This window comes from Cupriavidus necator A5-1, assembly GCF_000744095.1.
Taxonomy (GTDB): domain Bacteria; phylum Pseudomonadota; class Gammaproteobacteria; order Burkholderiales; family Burkholderiaceae; genus Cupriavidus; species Cupriavidus necator_A.
This window is the reverse complement of the sequence record NZ_JQLI01000001.1, coordinates 2,021,930-2,048,111: the sequence shown is the minus strand read 5'-3', so window position 1 is coordinate 2,048,111 and position 26,182 is coordinate 2,021,930. Positions and strand designations below refer to the sequence as shown.

The following is a 26,182-nucleotide window of genomic DNA, read 5'->3' as shown; positions in this document are numbered from 1 at the left end:
AGCCACTGATGGCGCGGGGTCGCGAAGGGATCGTTCGGTCCAAAGCATCGCCATCTCGCATTTTGATAAGAAGGACTATGAACTGCATGCTGAGTGCGCACGACCCCTACCTGGCTGCGGCGTTGGAGCATCATGTACAGGTCCTTGCCGGAGACATTGGCGAACGCAACGTGTTTCGGCCGGACGCGCTGCATGCGGCAGCCGACTATATCGCACAGGAATGGGCCAAGCGTGGCTGTGCGATGATGCGTCAGGATTATCAGGTACGAGGCGTCCCCTGCGCCAACATCGAGGTTGCGCTCGCAGGCTGCGTTCAGGCTGACGAAATCATTGTGCTGGGCGCACATTACGACACAGTGCGGAACAGCCCAGGGGCCGATGACAACGCCAGTGGGGTCGCCGCGCTGCTCGAGATCGTGGGTCTGCTTCAGGCGCTCTCGCCCCGACACACTGTGCGCTGCGTTGCGTTCGTGAACGAGGAAGCGCCGTTTTTCTTCCGCGAGGACATGGGCAGCCTGAGGTATGCAAGAGCCGCGCGGCTGCGCGGCGATCGCATTCACGTGATGCTTTCGCTCGAGATGCTGGGTTACTACCTCGACGAACCTGGCACCCAAAGCTATCCGCCTCTGCTACGTTACTTCTATCCAGTGCGTGGCAACTTTATCGCCTTCGTTTCCAATCTTCGCTCGTGGCGCCGACTGCGATGGGTGGTCAACGCGTTCCAGACCTCATCCAGTTTTCCGCTCGAAGCAGCGGCGCTGCCGTGGTGGGTATCCGGGGTCGCCTTGAGCGATCACTCCTCCTTCTGGCGCCACGGCTATCCGGCCATCATGGTGACGGACACCGCCTATCTGCGCAATCCGAACTACCATACCGCGCACGATGTCCCCAGCACGCTCGACTATGGTCGCATGGCCGCGGTGACCCACGGGTTGGCCGCGAGCGTCGCGTCGCTGAAACCAAGGGGAACGAGTCCTGAGAAGGCGTAGGCCGAAGGTCTGCATCAGTAGCCACAGGCTCCATTCGCAGGCAGATGCGAGAAGCATGTTGGAAGAACAGGCCAATGACGCGCCTGCGAGCGCCGCGCCGGGCGGCGCTCAAGGGAGCCAGTACGCCTTCCAGGCATTTTTGTAGCACCAGAAACTTTCGTAAAGCATGAGCCGGAACGCGAATCATCAGTCGCCTTCTGTTAAGGATTGTTCGATGCCTGCCCTCGTCTGTAGGACTGTGAGAGGTAGTGGCGCGTGCGGGCAGGCGTCGAACAATCCTCGAGGGAGGAAACCGCGGAGTGGACCGATGCGGCGTGCTGGGCTATGGCGATTCAAGCGTTTGCTCGACCAGCAGAGCCTGGGAATGTTGGAGGAAGTGTGGCGTGAAGCGGACCTAGGCATGGCGGGAGGGGCGGCAGTTCCGGACCGTTGGGACGCTGCGAGCGTGGAACGAGGCGGCCTGAGACAGCGCGCACGAGTGTCCGCTTGTGGCTCCGGTCTCCAGAGAGCCGACGGTTGAGTTGGATACGTAGGACGTGTGGGCTCATGCGAGGACTCTCTGCGGTGGCGGTGGCGGTGGCGGTCCGCGGATGCAGGCACTGCGCGGGATGACCTCAATGATGAGCATCGGTGCGCCACAGTGCCGGCAGACGAAGGGCGTGGGCGTAGCGAGATCGGTGTCGCCAGGTGGAGCGGTGACTGCGGGCGCGGCATCCAGCAACTCACGCGCTCTGGCCAGGTTCGCGCGGCGCACCGGGTTGGCAAGTAGCCCATAGTGCCGGATGCGGTGGAAGCCGCCAGGCAGCACGTGCAACAGGAAGCGCCGCATGAACTCACCAGCATCCAGCGTCATGGTCTTGTAGCGGGTGCGGCCTTTGGCACGGTAATCCTTCCAGCGGAAGGTCACGCCACGCTCGTCCAGGGCGAGCAGGCGCTGGTTGGAGATCGCCACGCGGTGGGTATAGCGCGACAGGTAGGCCTGTACCGCCTCGGGTCCGGCGAACGGTCGCTTGGCATACACGACCCATTCGGAGGTGCGTAGCGGCGCGATCCACTGCGCGAAGGCAGCCGGATCGGTGAGCGCGGCGTAGTCGCCGAAGAACTGCAACTGACCCTGACCATGCGCGGCTTGGAGGGCCTCGAGGAAGCGGCGTCGGAACAGGCGGGAGAGCACACGGACCGGCAGGAAGAAGCCGGGGCGGCAAGCCACCCACCGTTCACCATCCAGTGACAGGCCGCCGCCGGGGACGATGCCGTGCACGTGCGGGTGATGCGTGAGTGCCGATCCCCAGGTGTGCAGCACCAGGGTGGCGCCAATCTGCACTCCACGGGCAGCAAGTCTTCGCTGCGCGCTGCGAGCCAGCGGCGTGCTGCGTTGGCCTGACACTTCGGGCAATGCCGATTGCGGCAGGAGTTATAAGACACTTCAAGCTTGGCGCAGCCGGAACAGCGCAGCACATGCCCTCCCAGTGCAGCGGTGCGGCACTGTTCGATGGCCGACATGACTTGCAACTGCCCCAGACTCAGGTGTGCAGTCTGTCGCCAGGCCGGCCCATGGAGGCGGAAGTTATCCGCGACCTCGAGCACGACAAGCTCGATGGCGCAAAGCCTAGGTTGAGCGCAGGTTCTCCAGCGGGCTGATGACCTCGCGCAGCAGATCGGTGGCGACCTGGGCATAAAGCGCTGTGGTCTCGAGCCTATTGCCTGCAGGCAATAGACTTGAGAGCACAGTTCGATACTGGCATCGAAGTAGACGACGCGCTCGAATTGGCGGAGCAAACTGAGGTGTGACAACTCGATAGCCGGCGAGCGGTCGCTTGCCGGCCAGTTACTGCCCTTTGGGCATGTGCTTACGAATAACGGCTGTCGGCCACCGCGGGCGTTGGGCCTTGAACTGGCTGAGAAGGGGGCGGTAGCCGCCCCTGAACAGCCGCCGGCAACTCCCTTCAAGCGCGCGGACTCGCGAAAATGCGGTCGTAATGGCGTTGAAGGATATGCCACCAAAGTCATTCATTGATGCAGGGGGCCACCCATACGGCAATGGCAGTATCAACTTTTACTCACCAGTCCGTAAATAAAGCGACAAAAATTGGAACCTCGTGACGACCGTTTAGTCTCATTCAACATGAAACGAGATGGCCGTACACTCGATCGCGCGACGCAAGAGGAATTCCGCCGGCTTGCCTTGCGCCGGGTTCGCGAAGGCGAGAAACCATCGGTGGTGGTGAAGTCGCTGGGCATGAACCGAACGTCAATCTACCGTTGGCTCAAGGCGGCCTCGGGCTCGGGCAAAGGCGCGCGGGCGCTGGCATCGCGTCCAGCGACAGGCCGGCCACGCAAGCTCACGCGAGCGCAACAGGCGCAGGTCTTTCGGTGGATCAACGGGCGGGATCCTCGGCAGTACGGTCTGGACTTCGGGCTGTGGACACGACAGATTGTGGCCACGCTCATCGATGAGAAATTTGGTGTGAAGATGGGTGTCACAGCGGTGGGCAGGCTGCTGGCGGGACTGGGCTTGAGCCCGCAAAAGCCATTGCAGCGGGCGTACCAACGAGATCCGCAGGCCGTCGAGCGCTGGCAGCGTGAATCATTTCCGGGTATTGCGGCTGCGGCCAAGCAAAGCGGTGCGGACATCTACTTCTGGGACGAATCAGGATTTCGAGCCGACGCGGTGCATGGCAAGACCTGGGCGGTCAAAGGCGAGACACCGGTGATTGAGCGCCCCGGGCAGCGCCAATCGATTTCCGCCGCGTCCGCGGTGAACGCCAAAGGTGCCTTCTGGTTTGCGACCTACAAAGGGGCCTTGACCGCGGAGCTATTCATCGAATTGCTCAAGAAGATGATGAAGGGCCGCAACCGCCCAGTGCATCTGATCGTTGACGGACTGCCAGCACACAAGAAGGCCAATGTGCGCGAGTACATCGAATCGACCAAGGGAAAGCTCACGATGCATGTGCTGCCGGGTTACGCGCCCGACCTGAATCCCGACGAGTTCGTGTGGAGTCATCTCAAGCGAACTGGTGTGGCGCGCAATCCGTTGCGAGCGGGCGAGAAACTGGAAATCCGCGTTGAGCAGCACCTGCACGAGGTGAAGAAGAACCGCCGGCTTGTGCGCTCATTCTTCGACGCCCCATCTGTCGCCTATATTTCGGACTGCTGAGTAAATGGGGTGCCATTGATCAGGTCGCAGACGTCCGGAATGCAGAATCCGTGTACGTGGCGGTGCCCGATGTCGGCCAGTCCCGTGCCGATCGCGGTATGTGGCTTCTTCCTGGCGACTTCGGCCAGGGCTTCCTGGAATGCCGCTTTGAATCCGAGTCTCGGATACGCTTGAACAACGTCATCGACGAAGGAAGGCGTCACCTCGTCATAACGCAATCCGAGCACATCAACATGGGCGCCCATGAAGACCAGGGCGATCTCCGGCCCCATAAGCACCGCGATGCCACCGCTGGAATGCAGCGCGATCGCTTCCCAGACCAGATCGGCTTTGGATGCCGGGTAGCCATGTCCGCGCAAGAATTTGCTGGCAGCATTGGCGCCATCGACTTCGAAACGCTGATCGGCAACGAATTCCTGGGTCAAGCCAAGATCGTGAAGGACGGATGCGAGGTAAACGACCTCCCGGTCGTACTTCAATTGCCGCCTCTGCCCAAGAAACTCGGCGAACCACCAGGTCCGGTGGACGTGGTTCAGCATCGCTTTCGAGTGCACGCGCTCGACAAGTGATGCGGCCTTTCGAGACAGTTCCGAATCGGGCGCAATCAAGCAACCGATAGTCACCGGGATGCTCACTTCGTTCTCCTGAACGGCGGTTCGAAGCCAATGCCAGACGTACCACTCGTATTAAATGTAGTGTTGCCACTACGTTTCATGGACCTACGTGCCCCGCCCGCCCATACGATCATCCGACTGTGTGGGCGGCGGGTTCCTGGCGAGATTACGCCTGGAACACTTGACGATTGGCCTGTACAAACGCAGCCACAGTCTGCGGCGCCTGGCCCGTGATTTCTTCGATAACGCCATCGGTACCGGAGAAGATTCCGTTCTGATAGTCGATGGCGGTTTCAAGGAAATGCTGGATCACGAACTCAGGCAGGTTGTACTTCTGCAGATGTTCGCGATATTGCTCTAGGGTCGAGGGCACATAGGTGATCTCGCGTCCCAGCACCTTGCTGATCTCGTCCGCAATCTCCTGCTGATTCAGCTCGACGGGGCCGAAGAGGGAGTAAGTCTTGCCAATATGGCCTGCGGGTTCCGCGAGAATACTGGCGATCAGACGCGCCTGGTCCTCGGCTGCAATCGGCGCATGACGCCCTTCCCCGTAGGGCAACGTGATCTTGCCTTCCTGCACCAGGGGATCGAGCACCCACGGAAATGTCAGCCACTCGGAGAAGTAGGTCGGGCGAATATGGACGGTCGGAACATCGGACCAGTCGAGAACGCGCTCGGCAATCCAGTGGTCGCGCGCGGCATGGCTCTTGGAATCTTCTCGCGCCGAGATTTGCGACATCTCGACCACGACCTCAACGCCGGCACGCCGTGCGGCATCAGCGAAGTATGAGGTGGCCTGGATGTAGCCGGGACGAACCGGATAGCACAGGTACGCACCGTCCACGCCGTCCATGGCCCGAATCACGTCGTCGTGCTCAAGGAGGTCGCCGACGAAAATCTCTGCCCCCTCTTCGCGCAGGGCTGCGCTCCGCTCATCCTCCCGGTGTACGAAGGCGCGAACCGCGTGCCCCGCCTTCAGCAGGAGCCGGACGGTGTAGACGCCGGTCTTACCCGTGGCGCCAGTGATGAGGTATTTACGCTGTTCCATGAATTGCTCCAATCTGTGAATGTGTCCGACAGGTTTACATCGCCCCGAGGTGCTGCTTCACATCCTCCAGAATCGCCGTTGAAGCGTCGGAATCTTCAACGACTCTTGACATCGTGACGGCCCCAATCATGGCCGCTAACGCGAACACGGCAGACGACCTGGCTTCCTGCGACGGCTTGTCCGCCATATCTTTCGCCAGTACGTCAACCAGATCGTCAAAACCTTGCGCGGCTGCCGCGCGCGTTTGTTTATCGGCCCTGGCGAGCTCGCTTCCCATTGCCGCCAGAGGGCATCCGCCTGTCCGTGTGTCGCGGTGGGCCTGAGACACATAGGCTGCGACCATGGCGGCAAAACCGCTGGCAGCCCGACTGTCGCGAGCGACCGTTGTCAGCCCCTCGATCACTTCAGTCATCGCCTGAGAACACGCTTCTGCAACCAACTGGTCCTTCGAGGCGAAATGCCGATAGAAGCCGCCCTGCGTAAGGTTCAACGGAAACATCACATCGTTCAGCCCCGTCGCCTGGATGCCGTTCAGCCGGAATTCCCGCGCGGCGACCTCGACAATGCGTCGACGGGTTTCCGCCGTCTCAACCTTCGTCTTTCTCATCTCTCCGCTCCTTTGTGTGTGGTCGCTAACCATCTTAAATAGATGGTAGTCACCATCTAAATGGAAGTCAAGAAGAGAAGATCGCGCGAAGTAAAGTGCGTATTAGCAGACCTGAAGTCCGGGGCCGTGGCTCCTAGGCAAAGGCCTTGAGACCGTTGATCACGGCAGGTCGCATGGAGACGGCCTCAAACCAACGGGTAAGGGCAGGATGACTTGCCCACTGAAGATCCTCGCGAAAAGCACTGGCGATGGTGAACGCCGAAATGTCAGCAAGAGAAAATTCGTCACCGGCCATGAATGGTGTCGACTCCAAAAATCGTTCGGACTCGGCAAGCGCCGCCATTGCCATGCCATTGAGGTGCGTGGATTGGGCCCTCGCGCCCATTTGCTCGAGCCGGAATGCACCATGGCTTACCGCGATGACGTCGGTCAGGAAATAGAAGAACCGCTCGTAGATCCTGGCTCGCGCGACTGGATCCGCGGGCAGAAGTCCGTTCCCGGAACGATCCGCCGCAAAAAACATGATCGCGTTGGATTGCGTTAAGACGAAGGTGCCTTCGCGTCGATGCTCAACGAGCACCGGAACCTTGCCGAACGCATTCAGGGCCCGATGGTGGGAGCCCAGTTGCTCGCACGCCGCCAAGTCGATACGTTTGACCGTATACGGGACGCCCGCCTCCTCAAGCGCAATCGCGGCCCGGATGCAGTTGCCAGCCAAGGCGCCATACAGCTCGATCGGATTTTGCATGCGCCCTCCCCTACCGCGTGTCTGGCACTTGGTTAGTGTAGCGCTTCGCTTGAAGAAGACTGCAAGTGAGGCAGGCTGTAAGGTCGCTCGCAGGAGGCTGACTACCCAAAGAGCATCCGAACGCTGACGCCCCGCTGTCGGTTCCAACGAGCCGCTCGCCGATGCACAACTGTGGGTCGGACGGTTCCCCAGTCCGGTGGCGTTCTGTCAAATGACCTAACTTACTCGGAGGACATGGAGCCCTCCCAACTGCAGGGCACGAGAGCGCTATTTGGCCGTTCCCGGCCAGGACCGGCCGGTGGCGATGTTTCTCCAAAGACGACGTTGAAGTGCCCCTCCGCATCCGTAAGCGGTCATCCACCTGGATGATGCCAATCCTCGCTCACGACTGGTAGCATTGTGGAGGCGGCGGCCACATTATGTGACACCTCCTTCCTCAGACTGATAGCTTGGACTTCGCCACTGCACCAGAGCGATCGTTCGGACCCGGCAGCAAATCACCACCAAGAAAACGTTGGAGGGAAGGAACGCAACCTACTGCACGCATTTGCTCAGGCTGACTCGACAACGGAATATGCCTCGCCGTCGATTAAGCCCACCTGCAAGGAAAGGGCATCAACGCCGTCCAGACAACCGACGTTGATCCCGTAGAGGTCGGGGGCCGTACGAGGGCGGTGGAACACATAGATGCCACACACTTTGCAGAAGTAGTGTTTTGCCACCTTAGAATTGAATTGATAAATCGACAGGTATTCCTCCCCGGAGAGTAACGTAAAGCAGTCAACCGGGACACGTGTCATGACTGCGCCTCGGCGTTTGCAGAACGAGCAGTTACAACGCTTCGCTGGGTCGAGCGTTGACTTGATTTCAAACTGAATTTTTCCGCAATGACAAGAACCGTGATAGGTATTCATCTCGCCTTGCATGATTCATCCTCCGGAGTGGAAATGGGATGGTGTAGTCCGTCGACGCGAAAGGATGCCGGTCAAAAGTTCCGTCCATGGGATTGTCGTCAGCAAACCAGATTGGGCGTGATCTCGTCATTTGAACCACCGTAGTAGTAATGAAGTACCACTTTGGGCAAGATGCCGCGCGCAGCCCTTTCAAGCTCCATGAGGTTCACGAATGCCATGGCCGGCTCCTCCTGTGACATTTGTCCCTGGCAATTGTAGGAGTAGGTCGGTTATCCATCCATTGCAAGAGCCTCGACTGCTTCCGGATTCCACTTCAGTCCAATACCCGGGCGATCCGTAGCTGCTCTTCGAGGATTGCTTCCGCCCAATCGACATACTCGAGGTAGTGGCACGTGGGCGCCGCCGCAAGAAGGTGAACGCTGATCTCCGGTGCCAGATGCGGCGACATCTCGCGATATTTCAATTTTAAACGTAGTACAGGACCCCAGCCTTGCAAAGCCAAACATGACTAGGCAACGCGTTGGTGTAGCGAACGGCGGTTTCTCCGACCTCGATTGTTATGGCGAACCTCGCGAGAGCACGGTTCGATACCTTGGCATCGAAGTAGACGACGCGCTCGAATTGGCGGAGCAAACTGAAGTGTGACAACCTGATAGCCGGCGAGCGGTCGCTTGCCGGCCAGTTCCAGCCGCCCACGCCTCGCTCCACAGATGGCCGCATCGGCCAAGAAGCGGACGCCCAGGCCCCGCCGCGATCGAACATCATCTCCAACTCTGACTGATGTTCGGCACGATAATCTCAGCCCCGCCCGGGCGTACTCAAACTTTGAACTCTGTCAGTTACAACTCGGCACTCAAAAGCGACTATCCAATGGGATAGCGACACTCAAATCGGACTCGTGGGCTTCCACCAGAAGCCCCTCTGCCATGGAACGAAATGCTCCAGTATCCACGGCCGTCGTGGCATGAGCGCTGGCATGCGCAGGAAATGAGGCGATGCGGTGAGCCAGTTTCCTCTCTGGGTCTGTTTCCGGCCAGTTTCGGCCGTTGCCCGGCGCTATAGCGCGGACAGTTGAGCGTCGGCTCCGTACCAGGCACCGGACGCTCGCCGCCTCAATACCCCGTCACGGTGTCGGCCATACCAGCCCTACTAGAATGCGGGGTCGATTGACCGAAGGTGGCCATGACCTTCAGCCTTCCAAGCACACCATAGAAAGAACGGGATTCGGTGAGTTCGGCAGACTTCGCGTAAACTGCGCCAGATCCCCCGTTCGCTAATTGGTCGGCTTGTGGCGACGGTCGAAGCTCCCGTTATGCGAGGAGGCGTCACGCATGCATGCAATGCCTTTGCCGGATAGCAGTGCCATCGACCCGCACGCAAACGCGCCCGTGCGCGACCTGCGCCGTGTGCCCATCCATCCCGATCACTGGTTTCCGCTGGCCTGGTCGAATGAGGTCAAGCGGGGCAAAGCCCTCGGGGTGCATTTTGCCGGCGATCCGATCGTGCTGGTTCGTACCGAGTCCGGTACGATATTCGCACTGGAAGATCGTTGCGCACACCGGCAGGTGCCACTGCACGCGGGCGTGGTGGAAGGCGAGTCCATCCGCTGCGGCTATCACGGCTGGACTTATGACTGCACCGGCCGCTGCGTCGATGTGCCATACCTCGGGCGTGAGCGCCTGCCCAACGGCGTGCGTGCCTATCCCTGCCGCGAGGTGCACGGCCTCATCTTTGTCTTTCCTGGCGATGTGGCGCTTGCCAAGGAGCGGCCGCTGCCCGCTCTGCCATCGGTGACGGACAAGGCGTACAAGACGCGTCGCTTTGGCCGCGAGGTCAAGTGCCACTACTCCTTCATGCACGAGAACCTGATGGACATGAACCACCAGTTCCTACACCGGCGGCAGATGGGGCAGATGCGCGCGCGCTCGCTGGGCCGCCGTCGCGGCAAGGACTGGGTGGAAGTGGACTACACGTTCGCGCGCATGGAAGGCAAGCAGCCTGTGGGCGAGGCGCTGGTGTTTGGCGCCACCAAGAAGAACGGCGACCGGGACGACAAGGACGTGATGACGGTGCGCACCGGATATCCGTACCAGACCCTCCAGATCCGCTCGGGCGACGGCACGTTAGTGATGGACCTGTGGATCGTCTACGTGCCGCTGGATGCGGCGCAGCGCACTAACCGGACGTTTGGCCTGCTTTCCATCCGCAAGCCCGGCATTCCGTTTGCACTGGACCTGGCATGGCCGCTGCTGGTCTGGTTCACAGAACGCATCTTCAGGGAGGACCGCTGGATCGTCGAGCGCGAGCAAGAGGCCCACGACAAGCAGGGAGCCGACTGGAACCACGAGGTATTTCCGGTCATCATCGAATTGCGAGACGTGCTGCGCAACTGCGGCGGCCGCGCCACGATCCCGATCCGCGAGGTGGGCGACACGGCCTGACGGCGAGGCCAACGGGGACTAGGGTGTCGAGATGGCGGTTGTACTTTGGAAGCGGCCGTTCACCTGCCGGTACTCGCAACGGCTATAACGGGTCGCAAGCGGAAGTCGGCCGTCGATGTGCCGCAGAACGACCAGCACCCCGCTTTGAGCTGCCGAGGCCGGCTATGACCAGCCCTTCGAGGGTCGGCCTACAGGTACTCTTTGTCGGCTTCTCCATCAACCGGCCTGCTCCCGCCCAAATCGCGGGAGTCTATGTAGGCTCAGTTCCCCGGATCTCGTTTCAGCACCTCGGCCTCGACATCCGGATTTGGTTCGCCATCCTTGGTAGCAATCAGTTCTTTCGGCGTCAGCGGGATCAAGGTCAGGATCAGTGCATACACCACGGTAGTCGCGATCACACAAAATGTGAATCCGTGCGCTGCGCCGCTGCTATAGATCCATGAGCCCAATAGATCGCCGGCACGCGCCGAGAGCGCGAGCACGCCATCCACCAGCATCATCAAGGTCCCTTGCAGGCCCGGCGGACAGGACCGCATCGCAAGATCGAAGTATGCTGCCGTGGCTACGCCGCCCATCAGCCCTATCGGTGCCGCCAATACAAGCGCGAGATTGGCTGAGTGAATAAATGCCAGCGGAATCATCTGCGGCACTGCGACGATCGTTCCCCACCACAGGAGCTTGTTCAGCGATACCTTCTTGCACAGAAAGCCATACAGCAAAAATGTCGGGATGAACGCAGCGGCAAAGATCCCGTTGTAGTACGAGTAAACGGAATCCGATGCATGCAGCTCATTGGTCAGATAGAACTGCAGTGGAGTGGCCGATCCTGGCGCAAAGTTCCACAGAAAGCAGATGAGAACCGCTGGATAGACGGCCTTATGCTTCACCAGCCGCCTGACATTCCCAACGAAATCTGCGCCCCTGGCTTGCGGCTTCTCGTACGTATGGCCGAAGACGGAAATAGGCTTCCAGAGCCCCAACACGGCAATCAAAAAAGTGACCATCGCCACCAGGAAGAAGGTCTCTTTCGCGGCAAGATGATCGGAGACGTACCCGGAAGCGAAAGCTCCCGCAACGACGGGGACGGAGCTGACCACGTTACACAGAGCGCTCAGGCGCCCAGACATGAGCTTCTCCTGGCCCACCAGAGCGATCAACCCCTGATAGGCTGCTGCAGTAAATCGGGATGACAGCATTGCCAGTAGCATCCCGACGACCAGTCCCGTGTATGAGATAGCTGAAAACGCCATCCAGATGAATGCCACCGAGGTTGCCGGAGCGAAAATCAGGAAGAAGCCGCGATCCCGCTTTCCCAGCGGATTCCAATGGTCGCGCGCGAGGCCGAAAGCGAACGCAATGTAGACTGGTATGCCCGTAATCAGCCGGAATGTCGAGATCTGCGTCGCCGTCGCATGCAACTCATTCTTGAGCAGGTACGACGTCTGTATATCAACAAGGTAACCGGCCGGCGTTGCCAGATGGACGAACAGGGTCAGCCAACCGAAATACAGCAGAGTTCGGTTGTTGCCCTCAAAACCATTGTGATCAGAAGCAGCCGGCATTCTCGGAGGCGAACAGCAAGACTGGGAATTCGATCTGTACCGCATTACCGACCAGAACTGCTCGCAAAGCCACATCTACGGGTTCGGCGTTGGCCGGGCTCTCGCCATAAGCCCGGACGACAACTCCCGCATACGGCATGGAGTCGTCCTCGCCCGCGAGCGGGTGGGTGGCGCGGCAGTCGCTTCACGAGAACCGCCCAAGCGGCCGCCAGCGAGTAGAGTGCTCAAAAATACGCTTAGGCTGCTCTACCGGGCTAGGTAAAGAATACAGCGGCAGAGACGATCGAGGTAGCGCGAGGCCCCTTTCCGGCCAACAACCGCCCGCCGAGGATGAGGCGGCGGATGTCCCATCCCGGCCCAGTTTCTGCCACTTACCGAACTCACGCAAACGCGAGAGTTCTATGAATCCGTGCTCGCGATCAGGTGAGTGAATCAGCAGAGCATACGAGCACGGTCGAAAAGCACGGCTGCAAGCTGCTGTTCGGAGCAGGACCTCTGGAAAGCCAGCCCCGCCCTGACAGGAACCATCTAAGGCCCAGCCGCAGGACACCGGCGCGCTGGTCGAGACCATCGCCCGCATGGATCTCCCTTGCGCGGCATCACGGTGGGCGGCATCCTTCTTGGCGCAGTGCGCCCCGTGCATATACTGACATCGTCCTCGACCGTTCGCCGCATCGCCAACATGACGGCGGTGGCAACGGTTGATGCCAACGCGCAGCGCGCTCAGGCATGTACACTCGATTGACCCGGCCGTGCATCCGGATGCCGACAGTGAACCAGCAATGGAGACGATGATGGATAAAGACGCTCACCCGAAGCCGTTCTACAGATCCCTCTACTTCCAGGTCATCACCGCCATTGTCATCGGCGTCATCCTCGGCCATTTCTGGCCGCAGGCCGGCGAGGCGATGAAGCCGTTGGGCGATGGCTTCATCAAGCTGATCAAGATGATCATCGCGCCGATCATCTTCTGCACGGTCGTGGTGGGCATCGCCGGCATGGAGGACATGAAGAAGGTCGGCAAGACCGGCGGGCTGGCACTGCTGTACTTTGAGGTCGTGAGCAGCATTGCGCTGTTGGTCGGCCTGTTGATCATCAACATCGTCAAGCCCGGCGCCGGCATGAACGTCGACGTATCCACCCTCGACACGAAGGGCATCGCCGCCTACACCGAGCCTGGCAAGATGCAAGGCACGGTCGATTTCCTGCTGCACGTGATCCCGAACACGGTGGTCGATGCCTTTGCCAAGGGTGAAATCCTCCAGGTGCTGCTGTTCGCGGTGATGTTCGGTTTCGCGCTGCACAGGTTCGGCGGCCGCGGCACGCTGGTGTTCGACTTTATCGAGAAGTTTTCGCACGTGCTGTTCACCATCGTCGGCTACATAATGAAGGTTGCGCCGATTGGCGCCTTCGGCGCCATGGCCTTCACCATCGGCAAGTACGGCGTGAGCTCGCTGCTGCAGCTTGGCCAGCTGATGGCGACCTTCTACGCCACCTGCCTGCTTTTCATCTTCGTCGTGCTGGGCACCATCGCGCGGCTGCATGGCTTCTCGATCTGGAAGTTCATCAAGTACATCAAGGAGGAACTGCTGATCGTGCTGGGCACGTCGTCGTCGGAATCCGTGTTGCCGCGGATGATGGCCAAGCTGGAGAACCTGGGCGCCCGCAAGTCCGTCGTCGGACTGGTGATCCCGACTGGCTACTCCTTCAACCTGGATGGCACCTCCATCTACCTGACCATGGCGGCGGTGTTCATCGCCCAGGCAACCAACACCGACATGAGCCTGACGCAGCAACTCACCCTGCTCGCCGTGCTGCTGCTGACCTCCAAGGGCGCCGCTGGCGTCACCGGAAGTGGCTTCATCGTGCTGGCGGCCACGCTGTCGGCGGTGGGGCATGTTCCGGTGGCGGGGCTGGCCCTGATCCTCGGCATTGACCGCTTCATGTCGGAGGCGCGCGCCCTGACCAACCTGATCGGCAACGGCGTGGCCACGGTGGTGGTGGCGAAATGGACCGGCGACCTCGATGTCGAGCGGATGCGCCGCAGGCTTGATGCCGAGTCGGACATTGAGGCCGACGAGCCGGAAGTGGTGCTCGACCAGGTGGCGACCCATATGCCGGTCGCCGACACCACGGTAACCCGGTGAGCGGCAGCGCGCAAGCACACATCACCACCGCTGGCTGTGGCCACTATGGCACGATTCGGAGAGCCAAACAATCAACAAGGGCCATTCAGACTTGCTCGAACGTCGGCTGATTTTTCACGCCTGGCACCGACATGCCAACTTGTAGAATCTCACCCGCCGTGGAATCCGTCATATAAAGCGTGCTTCGATCCGGCCCGCCAAAGGCCAGGTTCGTCAGGGAATGGCCAGAAGTGCCACGGATGACTTCGACCGGCTCGGCGCGATGATTGAGCACCCATACGTAGGCGAGCCCCGGGTTGGCGACCAGCAGGCGACCATCGACGTCCATCGCGAGCCCGTCCGGCCCACTGGGACCGTAAGACGTGAAGAACTGGCCCGCCTTGGATACGCTGCCATCGTCCAGTAGGGGCATTCGCCAGACGCAGTTGCCGCGCGTGACGGCAACGAACAGGAAGCGCTCGTCTGGCGACAGCACGATGCCATTCGGACTTGGCACATTGGCAAGTAGTAGTTCGAGCCGGCCTTCTCGGGTCAGCCGGTAGACCCTGCCTGTGGGGTCATGCAGGCCGGTCTGGCCTTGATCGGTGAAATAAACGTTTCCCCGGGAATCCAACGTCAGGTCGTTGACGCCCTTGAAGCTTTCGGTATTTCGGCGTGGCAGATACGGCCGGACTTCACCTGAGCGCAGGTCGACTTCCATCAGTCCGTTGCGGTAGTCCGTCACAAGCAGAGCCTGACGACTTACGAATTTCATCCCATTGGGCTCGCCGTCCCATTCGGCGACCAGATCCCAATTGCCTCTCGGGTCGATTTTGAAGATGCGCCCGTTAGGAATATCGCTGACATACAAGTTGCCGTCGTCGTCCACGACGGGGCCCTCGAGGAAGGAGTCGATTTCCCGGCCACCCTGATTTGCATTCGACCAGCCAGTCCGCCGACGATTTCGAAAACGAGCGGGAAGGCTGGAGAACGACTCAGCGTCTCGTATGGTCGGGGGATTCAGTAGAAACATGTCCTGACACCTGTAGACTGGGAATAACTGGATTCTGGAACCAGGAATCCGAGTCATGGCACCGTAGCGGCGGACGCTCGCCCATCCCGGCGAATCACCAATCGCTACTGCTTCTGGAAGCCTGTGCTGCGGGCAACCTTGCCCCAAAATGCAGTTCTGTTGGCGACTTCGGTCTTGAAGCTCCCAGCATCCCAATAACCCGGCTCCGCACCGATGCTCTCAGCATAGGTCCGCATATCCGAGGTGGCCATCGCCTTGGCCACTTCCTTCTGGATGCGATCCAACACATCAGCAGGTGTGCCCTTGGGTGCCCACAAGCCGGTGAAATTCATGACACCGTAACCACTGACGCCCGCCTCGGCGAAGGTAGGAACGTTTGCCAGCGCAGGCAAGCGCTTGGTACCGCTGACGGCCAGCACGGTCAGCTTGTTACCCTTGACCTGTCCGATGACGCCCGGAATGGAGGCCATCTGGAAGTCGACGGTACCGCTCAGCAGCGCAACGGTAGCCTCCCCGGCGCCTTTGAACGGCACATGCATAAAGTGCGTACCCGCGGCGATACCAAAAGCTTCGCTTGCAAAGTGGGGGGTGGAACCGGGTCCGCCAGACCCATATGAAACCTTGTCATCGGCCTTCGCCGCGGAAATCAGATCGGCCAGCGTCTTGTATTTGCCGCCAGCTTTGACAACCACGCCCATGGGCGCAAACACGTAAGCCGCAACGGGCTGCAGGTCGTTTGCAGGGTCAAAGGGCAGCGTCTTGAAGATGTGGGGCAGCAGCGCGTAGGTCGTATCGTTGGCCAACAGCGTGTAACCATCCGCCGCGGCGCGGGCGACCTGGGCCGTGCCGATCGTTCCCGTCGCGCCGGCCTTGTTTTCCACGTAGAAGCTCTGGCCGGTCTGCTCGGAAAGTCGCTGAGCCATTTTGCGGGTGACGGCGTCCACCGCCCCGCCAGGTGGGTAGGGAACGATGATCTTGACGGGCTTGGCAGGCCAGCCTTGCGCCTGCGCGACCATCGACATGGCGGCAAGGGTGGCGAACGCCAGCCCTCGGAGCTTCCACGCTCCGCCTTCCTTCTTTTTCATGCTGTCTCCATTCCAGCGAGAGTTCTTTTACGGCGTAAGGGGCTCGATAAGCGGCACGGCGCATGCATTGTCGGGCAACGAGCGCGACGTACCGCCAATCTGCGCCAATACGGCTACTGCTGTCCGAATGCCTGCTCGCTAACCTTATCCAGAACCGCGATGGTGTTGGTCGCCGCCGCTACCCCCATATTGACGTAGGCCGCACTGGTCACGCCCCCAATATGAGGGCTCAACACGAAGCCCGGCTGCCCCTGGAAAATATGGGGTGACGACATCGGCTCACGCGCAAAGCTATCCAACCCGGCCGCCGACACGCGTCCCGACCGGACGGCTTCCAGCAGCGCCGTTTCCTCAATCAGTCCGCCCCGGGCGGTGTTGATAATGATCACGCCGCGCTTGCAACGCGCAAGTGTGCTGGCATTGACCATTTCCTTGTTCTCCGCCGTCAACGGGCATTGCAGCGAGATGACATCCGAGGCTTCCCAGATCGTCTCCAGCGGGACAGCTTCGATATAGTCCGGCAGATCCGTGGCGAACGGATCGAAGCCAATCACACGCATTCCGATTGCGTCGCACATCCTGGCGAACCGGCGGCCGATGGCGCCCAGACCGACGAGGCCGATGGTCAGGCCATTCAGTTCTACGCTCTTGTGCGTCGCCTTGTCCCAGTGGCCGGCATGCATGCGCGCATCCAGTTGCACAACCGCCTTGGCGCACGCAAGCATCAGCGCCAGCGCATGTTCAGCGACGGCGGCGGCATTTGCCCCCGCCGCTGCGGTCACCTTGATGGCGCGCGCCTGCGCAGCGGCTTTATCAATGGTGTCGGTGCCGGTGCCGTGTTTCGAAATCACCTTCAAGGCGGGGGCCGCATCCATGACTTCGGCGGTTACGCTGCCGTAGCGCACGATAATGCCGACAGGGTTATGCGCCTTTGCCAGTGCCACAAGATCAGCGGTCTGGGGCGTTTTCCCCGCGAATACGATCTCATAGTCGCGCAGCAGCGCAAGCGCTTCCGGTGCGAGGTCAGCACCCGTGACGATAATGACCTGCTTGTTCGTCACAATGCTTCTCCCTGCTTCAAAACCCCCGCCGTCACCAGCGATGCCAGCAGCCAGGGCGCGGTGGTATTGCCCTCTTCGATCTGGGCGATGCGCTTGGCTTCCGCCTCTTCCTTCTTTGCAGCGGCATCGAGCAAGGCTTCGATCTTTTCGCGCTCCACCACAACCAATCCATCGGCATCGCCGCAGATGAAGTCGCCAGGGTTCACCGTGACGCCACCGACGGAAATGGGGTGTCCGATGCGGCCGCCAACTTCCTTGGTCGGGCCATTAGGGTTCGTGCCAACGGAAAAGACCGGGAACTGCATTTCGTCCAGCTCAAGGCTGTCCCGCACAGCGCCGTCGATGACGACACCGGCCAGGCCGCGTTGGCGAGCGGCATGCATCATGATCGTTCCCATCAGGGCCGACGTCTGGTCCCCTTTGCCGTCGACGACCAGGACGTCGCCGGGCTGCGCAAGGGCCAGCGCTGCATGGATCATCAGGTTATCACCCGGACGAACTTCGACAGTGAAGGCAGGCCCGGCGACTTTCATGCTCGGGCGCAAGGCCTTGATTCGGCCATGCAGCGCACCGCGGCGTCCGCCGACATCGGAGAGAATTGCCGGCTGGAATTTGGCGGCCCGCGCCACGATATCAGCAGGCACACGCTCAAACGATTTGATGATGTTGGGCAAAGTCACGATTGACTCCAGGCAATATGAAAGGGATAGGAAAATGGGGGCGTCAATCCAGCTTTGTGCCGGACGCCTTGATGACTGAAGCCCAGCGTCCGATGTCTTGCTTGACCAGCGCACTGAACGTCTCAGGCGTGCCACCCAAGGCCGATGCACCTTGTTCACTCAGCTTCTTGGCAAGCGCCGGGGATTTGAGCGCCTTGTTGAACTCGGCGTTGAGGCGCTCCACGATGTCCTTTGGTGTCGCGGCAGGTGCGACGAAGCCGAACCAGGTCGCAGTATCAAAGCCGGGATAGCCCAACTCGGCGACTGTCGGCACCTGAGGCAGATCTTGCACACGCTGCGGAGACGTAACCGCGAGTGGCCGCAGCCTGTTGTTCTTGATATGCCCAAGCAACGTTGGCACAGAGGCCATGTACAGATCGACCTGTCCGCCCATCAGGTCGTTGACTGCCTGCGCCGCACCCTTGTACGGAACATGGGTGAACTTCACCTTCGCGGTCGTTTGAAGCAGCTCGCCGCCAAGATGCGCCACCGTGCCGTTGCCCGGCGATGCGAAATTGATCGCTCCGGGCTTTGCCTTGCCCGCCTGAATCACGTCCTTCAGCGTCTTGTATGGCGAGTTGACATGCGTCACCAAGACGAGCGGCGCGGAGGCGACCAGACCGATGGGAGCCAGGTCCTTCAATGGGTCATAAGGCAACCGTTCGTACAGCGTGGGGTTGATGGCAAGGTTGCTGGTTTGCCCCATGACGATGGTGTAGCCATCGGCCGGCGCCTTGGCTGCTGCGTCAACCCCCAGGTTGCCACCGGAGCCCGGCTTGTTCTCCACCACAAACACCCATCCTGTCGACTTGGCAACCGTATTGGTCACTTCTCGCGCGATGATGTCCGTTCCGCCGCCGGCGGGAAAAGGGACGATGACTCTGATGGGCTTGGTGGGGTACTGCGGCGCGGCATGGGTGGTGGCAGACGCCACAACCAGACCTGCGGCGAGGACAAACATGCAGTGACGGGAAATTGCCTTCATTACTGTCTCCGAATCTCAGTTTCGTTGTGATTCGGATTGTGGTTGCTCGTTTCACTCCTTACAATGACGTTTCATACCGTGCAACTAGGTCCATGCTATGAACCGCATAAGTGAATCTAAAGGTGCTTCTGGCGACGAGCCGTCAGGCTCTGTGATCGCGGTAACCCGCGCGCTGCGTGTCCTCGAGGCGTTCGGGGTCAATGATCCACAACTGTCCCTCGCTGAACTGAGTCGGCGGACGGGCATCCACAAGACCACCGTGCTCCGGTTGGCCCGCACGCTGGCGGCGGATGACTATCTGGTGCAGAAGGAAGATGGAAGCTGGAGGCTTGGGCGAGCAGCCGGATGGCTTGGTGCGTGCTACCAGGCAACCTTCAACGTGCAGGAAGTGGTAGAGCCGGTCCTACGGGAACTGACGATCAAGACTGGGGAAAGCGCTTCGTTCTACGTCCGTGAGGGACAACAGCGAACGTGTCTCGTCCGGGTCGAAGGACCGCAGGCCATCCGCCATCACGTCAGAATCGGGGCGGCACTGCCGTTAGACAGCGGTTCCCCGGGCCGGGTGATTCTGGCGTTCTCGGGAGAACCCGGCGAGCTTTATGAAATGATTCGCCGCCGTGGTTTTCATCTATCGCTTGGCGAGCGGGAGCCCGAAGTCTCAAGCGTGTCAGCACCGGTGTTCGGATTGCACTGGCGGCTGCTGGGCTCAATGTGTATTTCAGGACCGACCTCCCGGCTGAGCGAAGAGCGTTTGTTGGAGTTGGCCCAGACAGTCGTCGACGCGGCGAACAAGCTTTCGTATGCCATGGCGGGTAGTCAACGGCCTGCGATGCACATTGAAAAGCCGTCAACCTGGCATCCTTGATATCGGAGAGGCTCCCATGCAGCCATGTTGTATTAGTGCAGGTGAGATTGATCAATAGCTGACTCGAATTCGGTCCCGCTGCTTGCAACCCTTCTCAGACCGGGACTCGTTCGCCGATGGCGTCCGCCCCGCGGACCGGCACCGTCCGGACCCGCGCGGACGCAACTGGCAACGTGGCTCGGGAAGTACTATCCTCCCATGGGCTCAGGTAAGGAGGCCAAATGTCGCAAGGTTCTCGGCATTTTCGCAAAGCGAATCTCACTGTACTCTGCATGGCAGGCGTGCTCGTTTCGTGTAGCACACCGAGGATATCGGCTCCGCCCGAACTCCAGCCCACCGACGCGCGTGGAACGATCGCGGTGCTGCACGCATCCGGTGTACAGATTTATCAGTGCAAGCGTGCGAACGACGGCAGGTTGTTATGGAGCTTTTCGGCCCCGGAAGCCACCCTGAAGGATGGCACCGGGCAACTCGTCGTCAAGCATTACTCTGGGCCGACCTGGGAAGCGCCTGACGGCAGCAAGGTGACCGGCAAGGTATTGCGGCAGACCCCCAATGCGCAGCAGCCGGACAGCATTCCACTCTTGCTGTTGCAGGCAACGAGCACCGGCGGAGCTGGCCTGCTTGCGAAGACGCGTTACGTGCAACGACTGAATACGCTAGGCGGACAGGCCCTCCCCCAGGCCTGCACACAGGAGGGACAGGAGAATCGCATGCCGTATCGGGCGGACTACGTCTTCCTGGAATAGCCTACGCCGGAGCTGGACGTTCTAAAAGTCCCGGATATCCGAGGACGGTCGCGAACCGCTGGAACGTCATCCGACAGAGTTCAGGATGCCTGACGGCCGACCGCGATCACGCTCGGCCTTCCTTCTGCATCCTCGATGCGCGGCAGGATGCCCGAAGCAATGTTCTGCCTAACCGTAGCCATCAGTTCAGCAACATCCCAACGCCCCTGCTCGATAGCGCCCAGAGCATCGCCAGTGACTGCGAATCGCCCGCCACAGGCAGCACAGCGGTAGATGCGGCTACCATGCACGCGATCTTGTCGGTCGAGCCAGCGTCGCGCCAGCGCAGCGCATAGTAAGCAAGGTACGGCTTCGGTTGTACTCATAGCCTAACCTCGGTCGATTGCCCAACCCGGCTAACGGCCGGCCTAGCGTGTTGCAGCCTATTGCCAGCCCTAACGCAGCCCTGCAAAAGCGTGCATCGCTCATTGCCCTACCCGGATAATGAGTGCGAAGGCTGCCGGCATGCACATGGCCAGCACCCCAAAGGCGATCAATCCTTTAATAGATTCTGCTCGCAGCAGCCATGGGACCCACAGATCAGGGGTCAGCGTCAGGTACAACAGGAAATAAATGGCCCATCCTGATTGATAAGGGGGCATGGCAGTACCCTCATAGTCACGGCAGCGTTGGCCTAAGTTTCATTTAAGAAACGTTCCCTGACGAGGTAGTACTGTTTGCAAGGCAACAGAAGCAACCCACGCGACCGGGGGATGCAGCGGCGACCCGCTAGCGCTAATCACAAGCCATTGTGATCGCCAAGTCGCACCCTCGCCCTCCAGCGAACGACCCATCGATCTGGCCGTTCATCGCCGCGATGGCCATAGCATGCGAAATTCCTTCAGCAGAGTGGAAATCGCTGTAGACGATCCTGAAAACCGCCTATGAGCTGGCTGTTTCCGCTGCCTTGGGGCCATTGGGCGGAAGTTCCCCGGAATAAGAAGCCTAGGTCACGTCGTAATCGCCCCGAACAAGGTCTACCATTTAAGCCGAGCTAGGCGCTCATCATCGGAGACCAGCCGCCGTTACAGATCTGAGCTGCGGGACACGTACCGGCGCCTTCACCTGTCGCGAGAATATGATTCGATGAGATTAATCGTTCTTCAGCGCAATAGCGACCATGCCACATTCTATTCAAGTACCCCCTGAAATCGTCAGGAAGTGGCAAGAGATTGTCGATCTGCTCGCCGGGATCATGCGCGTTCCTTCCGCCTTGATAATGCAAGTAGAGCCCCCCAACATCAAAGTCTTCGTATCCAGCGAGTCCAAAGGGAATCCTTACGAGCCGGCCGAAACCGCGCCTTTGAACACGGGACTTTATTGCGAGACCGTAATGAAGACCCGTCAACCGCTGCTTGTCCCTGACGCTTTCCAGGACGAAGCGTGGAAATCGAACCCGGATATTAAACTGGGGATGATCTCGTACCTGGGTGTTCCGATCAGTTGGCCCGATGGCGAGATATTCGGGACGATTTGCGTTCTTGACAGAGAAAGAAACGATTATAGCGAGCCTTTCCTCAGACTTCTGCTCTTGTGCCGCGACGTGTTGCAGGCTGATTTGAGAATGCTAACAACACTGAACAAACAACTCGAAGAGCGCGAAGCGAAGATCCAGCGCCTGGTCGACGCCGACATTATCGGGATCTTCATCTGGGGCGAAAGCCGGATCATCGAGGCCAATGACGCGTTCCTCCGCATCGTGGGCTACGAGCGTGAGGATCTCGTCTCCGGTCGCCTCCGCTGGACAGACCTGACCCCGCCGGAATGGCTCGACCACGATTTCCGACATTATCTGCCAGAGCTCAAGCGGACCGGCCGCTTGCAACCGTTCGAGAAGGAGTATTTCCGGAGGGACGGCAGCCGGGTGCCCGTGCTGATCGGCGTGGCGAGCTTCGAGGAAGGCGGGGACCAAGGTGTCGCTTTCGTGCTCGATTTGAGCGAGCGTAAGCGCGCGGAGACCGAAGCGCGCGAAAGCGAGCGCCGCTACCGCGAGATCCAGACTGCGCTGGCGCACGCGAACCGCGTCACGACCATGGGGCAACTCACGGCCTCGATCAGCCATGAATTAAAGCAACCGATCGGCGCGTGCGGCGCCAATGCCGAGGCGGGTCTACGCTGGCTGAGCGCACCGACGCCGAATCTTGAGGAGGCGCGCCAGGCGTTTGAACGTATCACCAAAGACGCAAGGCGCGCGAGCGAGATCATGAACCGCATTCGTGGCCTCTTCAAAAACACCCCGATGGATAAGGAGTGGGTGCAGATCAACGAGGCGATTCGTGAGGTCATTACCCTGACGCGCGGTGAGGCCATGAAAAACAGCGTCTCCCTGCAGATGGAGCTTGCGGAGGACTTGCCGCTCGTTCAAGGCGACCGAGTGCAACTCCAACAGGCGATGCTGAACCTGATCATCAACGCCATTGAAGCGATGAGCGCGGTTGACGACGGACCGCGAGAACTGACGATTAGCACCGCCAAGGATGAGCCGGGTGCCGTCCTTGTTACGGTGTGCGATTCGGGGCCGGGTGTCGCTCCCGAGAACATCGAGCGCCTCTTTGAGCCGTTCTGTACGACGAAGGCCGGCGGAACGGGGATGGGGCTGTCCATTTGCCGCTCGATCGTGCAAGCGCACGGGGGAACGCTACGGCTGAGCGCGAACGTGCCTCGCGGCGCCGTATTTCAGTTCGCCGTGCCCACCAACCAAGACGGCGCATTTCGGCCAGGCATGGCTCAGTGAGGGCCGTCCATGCAACGAAACTGACGATGACTCGCAGCAACCACAGCGTCCGGTGTCGGAACCGATGTCTGATCGAGGCCGGCCGAATGCGGTGCACTGATACCGCCTGGCCAGCCCCGCTTCAGTATCAGAAGCCGGCTCGCGCCTGGAGATAGACTTACCCGGCGGGAGGCGATGTCAACAGTGCGGAGATGACACCAGGCACCCAGGCCGCCGGACCTCCTTTAGACGCCCCACTCCACCAACCGAGCCTTCAACCGCGGCCCGGCGAAATCAAGAAATGCGCGCAGTTTCAGCGGCAGGATCCCCTGTCCAGTGTGAACAAGGCTGATGGGCCACGGTGCCGGCTCGAACGCTTCGAGCGCGGTCTTGAGCGCTCCGGCACGCACCGCGTCCGCCATCTGGTAGGACAGCACGCGAGTGAGGCCGACCCCCGCCACCGCCGCATCGATTGCGGCTTCGGCAGTGCTTACGGCAAGCCGCGAGCGGACGGGCACCTCCGCCTCCGCCTTGCCCGACAGGAAGGTCCAGACTTGCCTGGATGCAATCTGTTCCATGGTAATGCATGAATGCGCGGTGAGCTCAAGGGGGCTCGTCGGCGTGCCATGTTCAGCGAAGTAGGCTGGGCTCGCGCAAACCACCCGACGCGTTGTGCCAATCCGCGTCGCGATGAAACTGCTGTCGGGCAGTTCAGCGATCCGCACTGCGACGTCGACTTGCTCTTCAAGAAGATGCATCACGCGGTCGGTCAGCACCATCCGCACATCGATGTCCGGGTAAGTCTTGAGGAATTCCGCAACCACCGGCAACAAGTGCAAGCGTCCGAAGACAATGGGTGCAGTGATGACAAGCTCGCCTTTAGGGGCCGCGTATTCCCCCGACGCGGCACGCTCCGCCTCTCCCACTTCCTCGAGAATGCGCCGGCATGCGGCGACATAGGATTGTCCGGCTTCGGTGAGGGCAAGTTGTCGGGTGGAGCGATGCAGGAGTCGGGTTTTCAGGTGCGACTCCAGTTCTCCGACCTTGCGGCTTACCGTTGCAAGCGGAATATCGAGCTGGCGCGCGGCTGCAGAAAAACTGCCTGCGTCGACCACCGCCACCAGGATCGACATGGATTCGAAACGATCAGCCACGTTCTCATTTTTTGGGAGGATGATTCCCAATAATGCCGGATTATCTTTCTGGGTGGAAGCACCTACTATCCAGGCATCCCTCGGCGAGCGCGTCGAGAATCTGGAGAATGTGCTGTGTCAACCCTTTCGAGTACCCATCCGCAGGCTTTGCGACGAAACGCTTCCATCAGAAATTTGCCCGTCAACTTGTTTGCGTCGGTCATGGGCATTGCCGGACTCTCTATCGCGTGGCGCCAGGCCAGCCAGGAATTTGGGGTAAGCCCGCTGATATCCGAGGCAGCCGGAATCCTCGCCATCATCGTGTTCCTGCTGCTGAGCGCGGGATATCTCGTCAAGGCAATCAAGCATCCGGACGCGGTCGTCGGCGAGTTCCGGCATCCCGTCGCAGGCAACTTCTTCGGCACGATCACGATCGCTATCCTGCTGCTCTCCTCGGTCGTTGCTCAACTGAGCCAGACGCTCGCCGAAGTCATTTGGATAGTAGGCACAATTGCGACGATCGCGCTCTGTTTCACGATTGCGAGCCGGCTGCTGCAAGGCAAGATTGACGCTGCGCACGCGGTTCCCGCCTGGTTCATCCCGGGAGTGGCCACGTTGGATATCGCGGTTGCAGGTGGGGCCATGCCAATGCCGTGGGCCCATGAAATCAACATGTTCGCGCTGGCCGTTGGAACAATGATTGCTCTCTTGTTCTTTACGATGATCATGTCGCGAATGATTCATCACGAGCCGCTGCCCGCCGGCATGGTCCCTTCGCTGTTGATCCTGATGGCACCGTTCGAAGTGGGCTTTCTCGCCTACACCAACTTTACGCAGCGCGTCGACACTTTCTCCGGGTTGCTGTTCTACTTCGGTCTCTTCATATTCCTTACGCTGGCGCCCAAAGTATTTCGCAAGGGAATTCCGTTCGCTTCCGGTTGGTGGGCGATCAGCTTTCCGATGGCGGCGCTCGCGAGCGCCTCGCTGAAATACTCGATGTTCGTCCAGGCCTGGCCCGTGACAGTGATCGCGATCCTCCTCCTCACCATGCTGAGCATCGCAATTGTGGTTCTCTTTGTCAGAACGCTGCACATTCTTCTTAAGGGCAAGCTGCTCGCCGGTTGAAGCAGCCACTGGCTCCTGCTCCGATTCAGCTGAGAACCCCGGCCTCGATGCAGCGTGCCTGGATGCAACCACGCACCACAGCAGATCCGCAGGTCAATGTCTGATCTGGGCCGGCCGAATGCGGTGCACTGATACCGCCTGGCCAGCCCCGCATCAGTCTCAGAAGCCGGCTCGCGCCTGGATATAGACCATGCGCGGCGCGCCGACCAGGCGACCGGCATTGCTGTCGGTGGTGCGCGTGTAGTAACGCTTGTCGAACACGTTATTCAAGCCGATCGTGATGTCGGTACGCTTCCACTGCGGGACCTTGAACATCGCCTGAAGATTCCAGGTGCGGAAGCCCGGTATGCGCATCTCCTTATACAGAAGTAGAACGGCCTCCGCAGCGGGGCGGGATAGCTGATGCCGCGAAAACTCTGGGGAAAGGGGTTGTAAACATCCGCAGACTCGCGTTTACTCTCGGATT

General features: G+C 60.2%; 24 protein-coding genes and 2 pseudogenes. 10 read left to right on the top strand and 16 right to left on the bottom strand.

Annotated elements, in window-relative coordinates; genetic code table 11:
* The first annotated feature begins 77 nt into the window (after positions 1-77).
* Positions 78-989, top strand: coding sequence for a M28 family peptidase (locus K307_RS09040; RefSeq protein ID WP_230625609.1), 912 nt, complete (start codon positions 78-80; stop codon positions 987-989).
* 544 nt (positions 990-1,533) lie between these two features.
* Here the strand turns inward: K307_RS09040 and K307_RS09035 are convergent.
* Positions 1,534-2,588: pseudogene (locus tag K307_RS09035) on the bottom strand (IS91 family transposase).
* 526 nt (positions 2,589-3,114) lie between these two features.
* Here K307_RS09035 and K307_RS09030 point away from each other — a divergent pair.
* A complete protein-coding gene (locus K307_RS09030; RefSeq protein WP_042876560.1) occupies positions 3,115-4,149 on the top strand; it encodes an IS630 family transposase in 1,035 nt (344 codons plus the stop codon).
* Here K307_RS09030 and K307_RS09025 read toward each other — a convergent pair.
* The 5 genes from K307_RS09025 to K307_RS09005 form a co-directional block, all read right to left on the bottom strand.
* Positions 4,131-4,784 (bottom strand): HD domain-containing protein, encoded by a 654-nt coding sequence (locus tag K307_RS09025; protein ID WP_042877648.1) that lies wholly within the window; start codon positions 4,782-4,784, stop codon positions 4,131-4,133. The genes K307_RS09030 and K307_RS09025 overlap by 19 nt on opposite strands.
* Before the next feature lie 145 nt (positions 4,785-4,929).
* A complete protein-coding gene (locus tag K307_RS09020) occupies positions 4,930-5,811 on the bottom strand; it encodes an NmrA family NAD(P)-binding protein (protein WP_042877647.1) in 882 nt (293 codons plus the stop codon).
* Positions 5,812-5,845: 34 nt separating this feature from the next.
* Positions 5,846-6,418: a TetR/AcrR family transcriptional regulator gene (locus K307_RS09015; RefSeq protein WP_042877646.1), complete on the bottom strand. Its 573-nt coding sequence runs from the start codon at positions 6,416-6,418 to the stop codon at positions 5,846-5,848.
* A 133-nt stretch (positions 6,419-6,551) separates the two neighbouring features.
* Entirely contained in the window at positions 6,552-7,166 is a 615-nt protein-coding gene (locus K307_RS09010) for a glutathione S-transferase family protein (protein WP_042877645.1), read from the bottom strand.
* A 551-nt stretch (positions 7,167-7,717) separates the two neighbouring features.
* Positions 7,718-8,092, bottom strand: a complete 375-nt coding sequence (locus K307_RS09005; RefSeq protein ID WP_042877644.1) for a GFA family protein — start codon at positions 8,090-8,092, stop codon at positions 7,718-7,720.
* A gap of 561 nt (positions 8,093-8,653) precedes the next feature.
* Between K307_RS09005 and K307_RS47695 the strand changes: the two are divergent.
* Both K307_RS47695 and K307_RS08995 read left to right on the top strand, forming a co-directional pair.
* Positions 8,654-8,725: pseudogene (locus K307_RS47695) on the top strand (integrase); the annotation flags it as partial.
* Positions 8,726-9,411: 686 nt separating this feature from the next.
* Positions 9,412-10,521 (top strand): aromatic ring-hydroxylating oxygenase subunit alpha, encoded by a 1,110-nt coding sequence (locus K307_RS08995; RefSeq protein ID WP_042875903.1) that lies wholly within the window; start codon positions 9,412-9,414, stop codon positions 10,519-10,521.
* 260 nt (positions 10,522-10,781) lie between these two features.
* Here K307_RS08995 and K307_RS08990 read toward each other — a convergent pair whose 3' ends face one another.
* Complete coding sequence (locus tag K307_RS08990; RefSeq protein WP_042877642.1) at positions 10,782-12,083, bottom strand: MFS transporter; 1,302 nt, start codon at positions 12,081-12,083, stop codon at positions 10,782-10,784.
* A 589-nt stretch (positions 12,084-12,672) separates the two neighbouring features.
* Between K307_RS08990 and K307_RS47690 the strand changes: the two genes are divergently transcribed.
* A complete protein-coding gene (locus K307_RS47690) occupies positions 12,673-12,828 on the top strand; it encodes a hypothetical protein (protein ID WP_155301114.1) in 156 nt (51 codons plus the stop codon).
* A 49-nt stretch (positions 12,829-12,877) separates the two neighbouring features.
* A complete protein-coding gene (locus K307_RS08985; protein ID WP_155301113.1) occupies positions 12,878-14,230 on the top strand; it encodes a dicarboxylate/amino acid:cation symporter in 1,353 nt (450 codons plus the stop codon).
* Between the two features lie 85 nt (positions 14,231-14,315).
* On the opposite strand, the gene K307_RS08980 is transcribed toward K307_RS08985, so the two are convergent.
* The 5 genes from K307_RS08980 to K307_RS08960 all read right to left on the bottom strand — a co-directional run bounded on the left by K307_RS08980 (position 14,316) and on the right by K307_RS08960 (position 19,092).
* Positions 14,316-15,242, bottom strand: a complete 927-nt coding sequence (locus K307_RS08980) for an SMP-30/gluconolactonase/LRE family protein (RefSeq protein WP_042881685.1) — start codon at positions 15,240-15,242, stop codon at positions 14,316-14,318.
* Positions 15,243-15,346: 104 nt separating this feature from the next.
* A complete protein-coding gene (locus K307_RS08975) occupies positions 15,347-16,327 on the bottom strand; it encodes a Bug family tripartite tricarboxylate transporter substrate binding protein (RefSeq protein WP_042877641.1) in 981 nt (326 codons plus the stop codon).
* 113 nt (positions 16,328-16,440) lie between these two features.
* Positions 16,441-17,388 (bottom strand): NAD(P)-dependent oxidoreductase, encoded by a 948-nt coding sequence (locus K307_RS08970; RefSeq protein ID WP_051974778.1) that lies wholly within the window; start codon positions 17,386-17,388, stop codon positions 16,441-16,443.
* On the bottom strand, positions 17,385-18,068 hold the full coding sequence (locus K307_RS08965; RefSeq protein WP_042877640.1) for an RraA family protein: 684 nt from the start codon (positions 18,066-18,068) through the stop codon (positions 17,385-17,387). The genes K307_RS08970 and K307_RS08965 overlap by 4 nt, the downstream gene beginning before the upstream one ends.
* A 43-nt stretch (positions 18,069-18,111) precedes the next feature.
* The gene (locus K307_RS08960) at positions 18,112-19,092 is read right to left on the bottom strand and encodes a Bug family tripartite tricarboxylate transporter substrate binding protein (protein ID WP_042877639.1); all 981 of its coding nucleotides are present in this window, start codon (positions 19,090-19,092) and stop codon (positions 18,112-18,114) included.
* A gap of 97 nt (positions 19,093-19,189) precedes the next feature.
* Between K307_RS08960 and K307_RS08955 the strand changes: the two genes are divergently transcribed.
* A complete protein-coding gene (locus K307_RS08955; protein WP_042877638.1) occupies positions 19,190-19,957 on the top strand; it encodes an IclR family transcriptional regulator in 768 nt (255 codons plus the stop codon).
* A 221-nt stretch (positions 19,958-20,178) separates the two neighbouring features.
* Positions 20,179-20,706, top strand: a complete 528-nt coding sequence (locus K307_RS08950; RefSeq protein ID WP_042877637.1) for a DUF3455 domain-containing protein — start codon at positions 20,179-20,181, stop codon at positions 20,704-20,706.
* Positions 20,707-20,786: 80 nt separating this feature from the next.
* Here K307_RS08950 and K307_RS45945 read toward each other — a convergent pair whose 3' ends face one another.
* Both K307_RS45945 and K307_RS47685 read right to left on the bottom strand, forming a co-directional pair.
* Positions 20,787-21,071, bottom strand: coding sequence for a hypothetical protein (locus K307_RS45945; protein ID WP_080744967.1), 285 nt, complete (start codon positions 21,069-21,071; stop codon positions 20,787-20,789).
* Positions 21,072-21,170: 99 nt separating this feature from the next.
* A complete protein-coding gene (locus K307_RS47685) occupies positions 21,171-21,347 on the bottom strand; it encodes a hypothetical protein (RefSeq protein ID WP_155301112.1) in 177 nt (58 codons plus the stop codon).
* Between the two features lie 518 nt (positions 21,348-21,865).
* Between K307_RS47685 and K307_RS08945 the strand changes: the two genes are divergently transcribed.
* Positions 21,866-23,479 (top strand): ATP-binding protein, encoded by a 1,614-nt coding sequence (locus K307_RS08945; protein ID WP_051974777.1) that lies wholly within the window; start codon positions 21,866-21,868, stop codon positions 23,477-23,479.
* Positions 23,480-23,703: 224 nt separating this feature from the next.
* Here the strand turns inward: K307_RS08945 and K307_RS08940 are convergent, their stop codons facing one another.
* On the bottom strand, positions 23,704-24,591 hold the full coding sequence (locus tag K307_RS08940) for a LysR substrate-binding domain-containing protein (RefSeq protein ID WP_042877636.1): 888 nt from the start codon (positions 24,589-24,591) through the stop codon (positions 23,704-23,706).
* 135 nt (positions 24,592-24,726) lie between these two features.
* Here K307_RS08940 and K307_RS08935 point away from each other — a divergent pair, with 135 nt between their 5' ends.
* Entirely contained in the window at positions 24,727-25,716 is a 990-nt protein-coding gene (locus tag K307_RS08935; protein WP_042877635.1) for an SLAC1 anion channel family protein, read from the top strand.
* A gap of 159 nt (positions 25,717-25,875) precedes the next feature.
* Here K307_RS08935 and K307_RS47680 read toward each other — a convergent pair whose 3' ends face one another.
* The gene (locus K307_RS47680) at positions 25,876-26,031 is read right to left on the bottom strand and encodes a hypothetical protein (protein ID WP_230625607.1); all 156 of its coding nucleotides are present in this window, start codon (positions 26,029-26,031) and stop codon (positions 25,876-25,878) included.
* Positions 26,032-26,182: the final 151 nt, after the last annotated feature.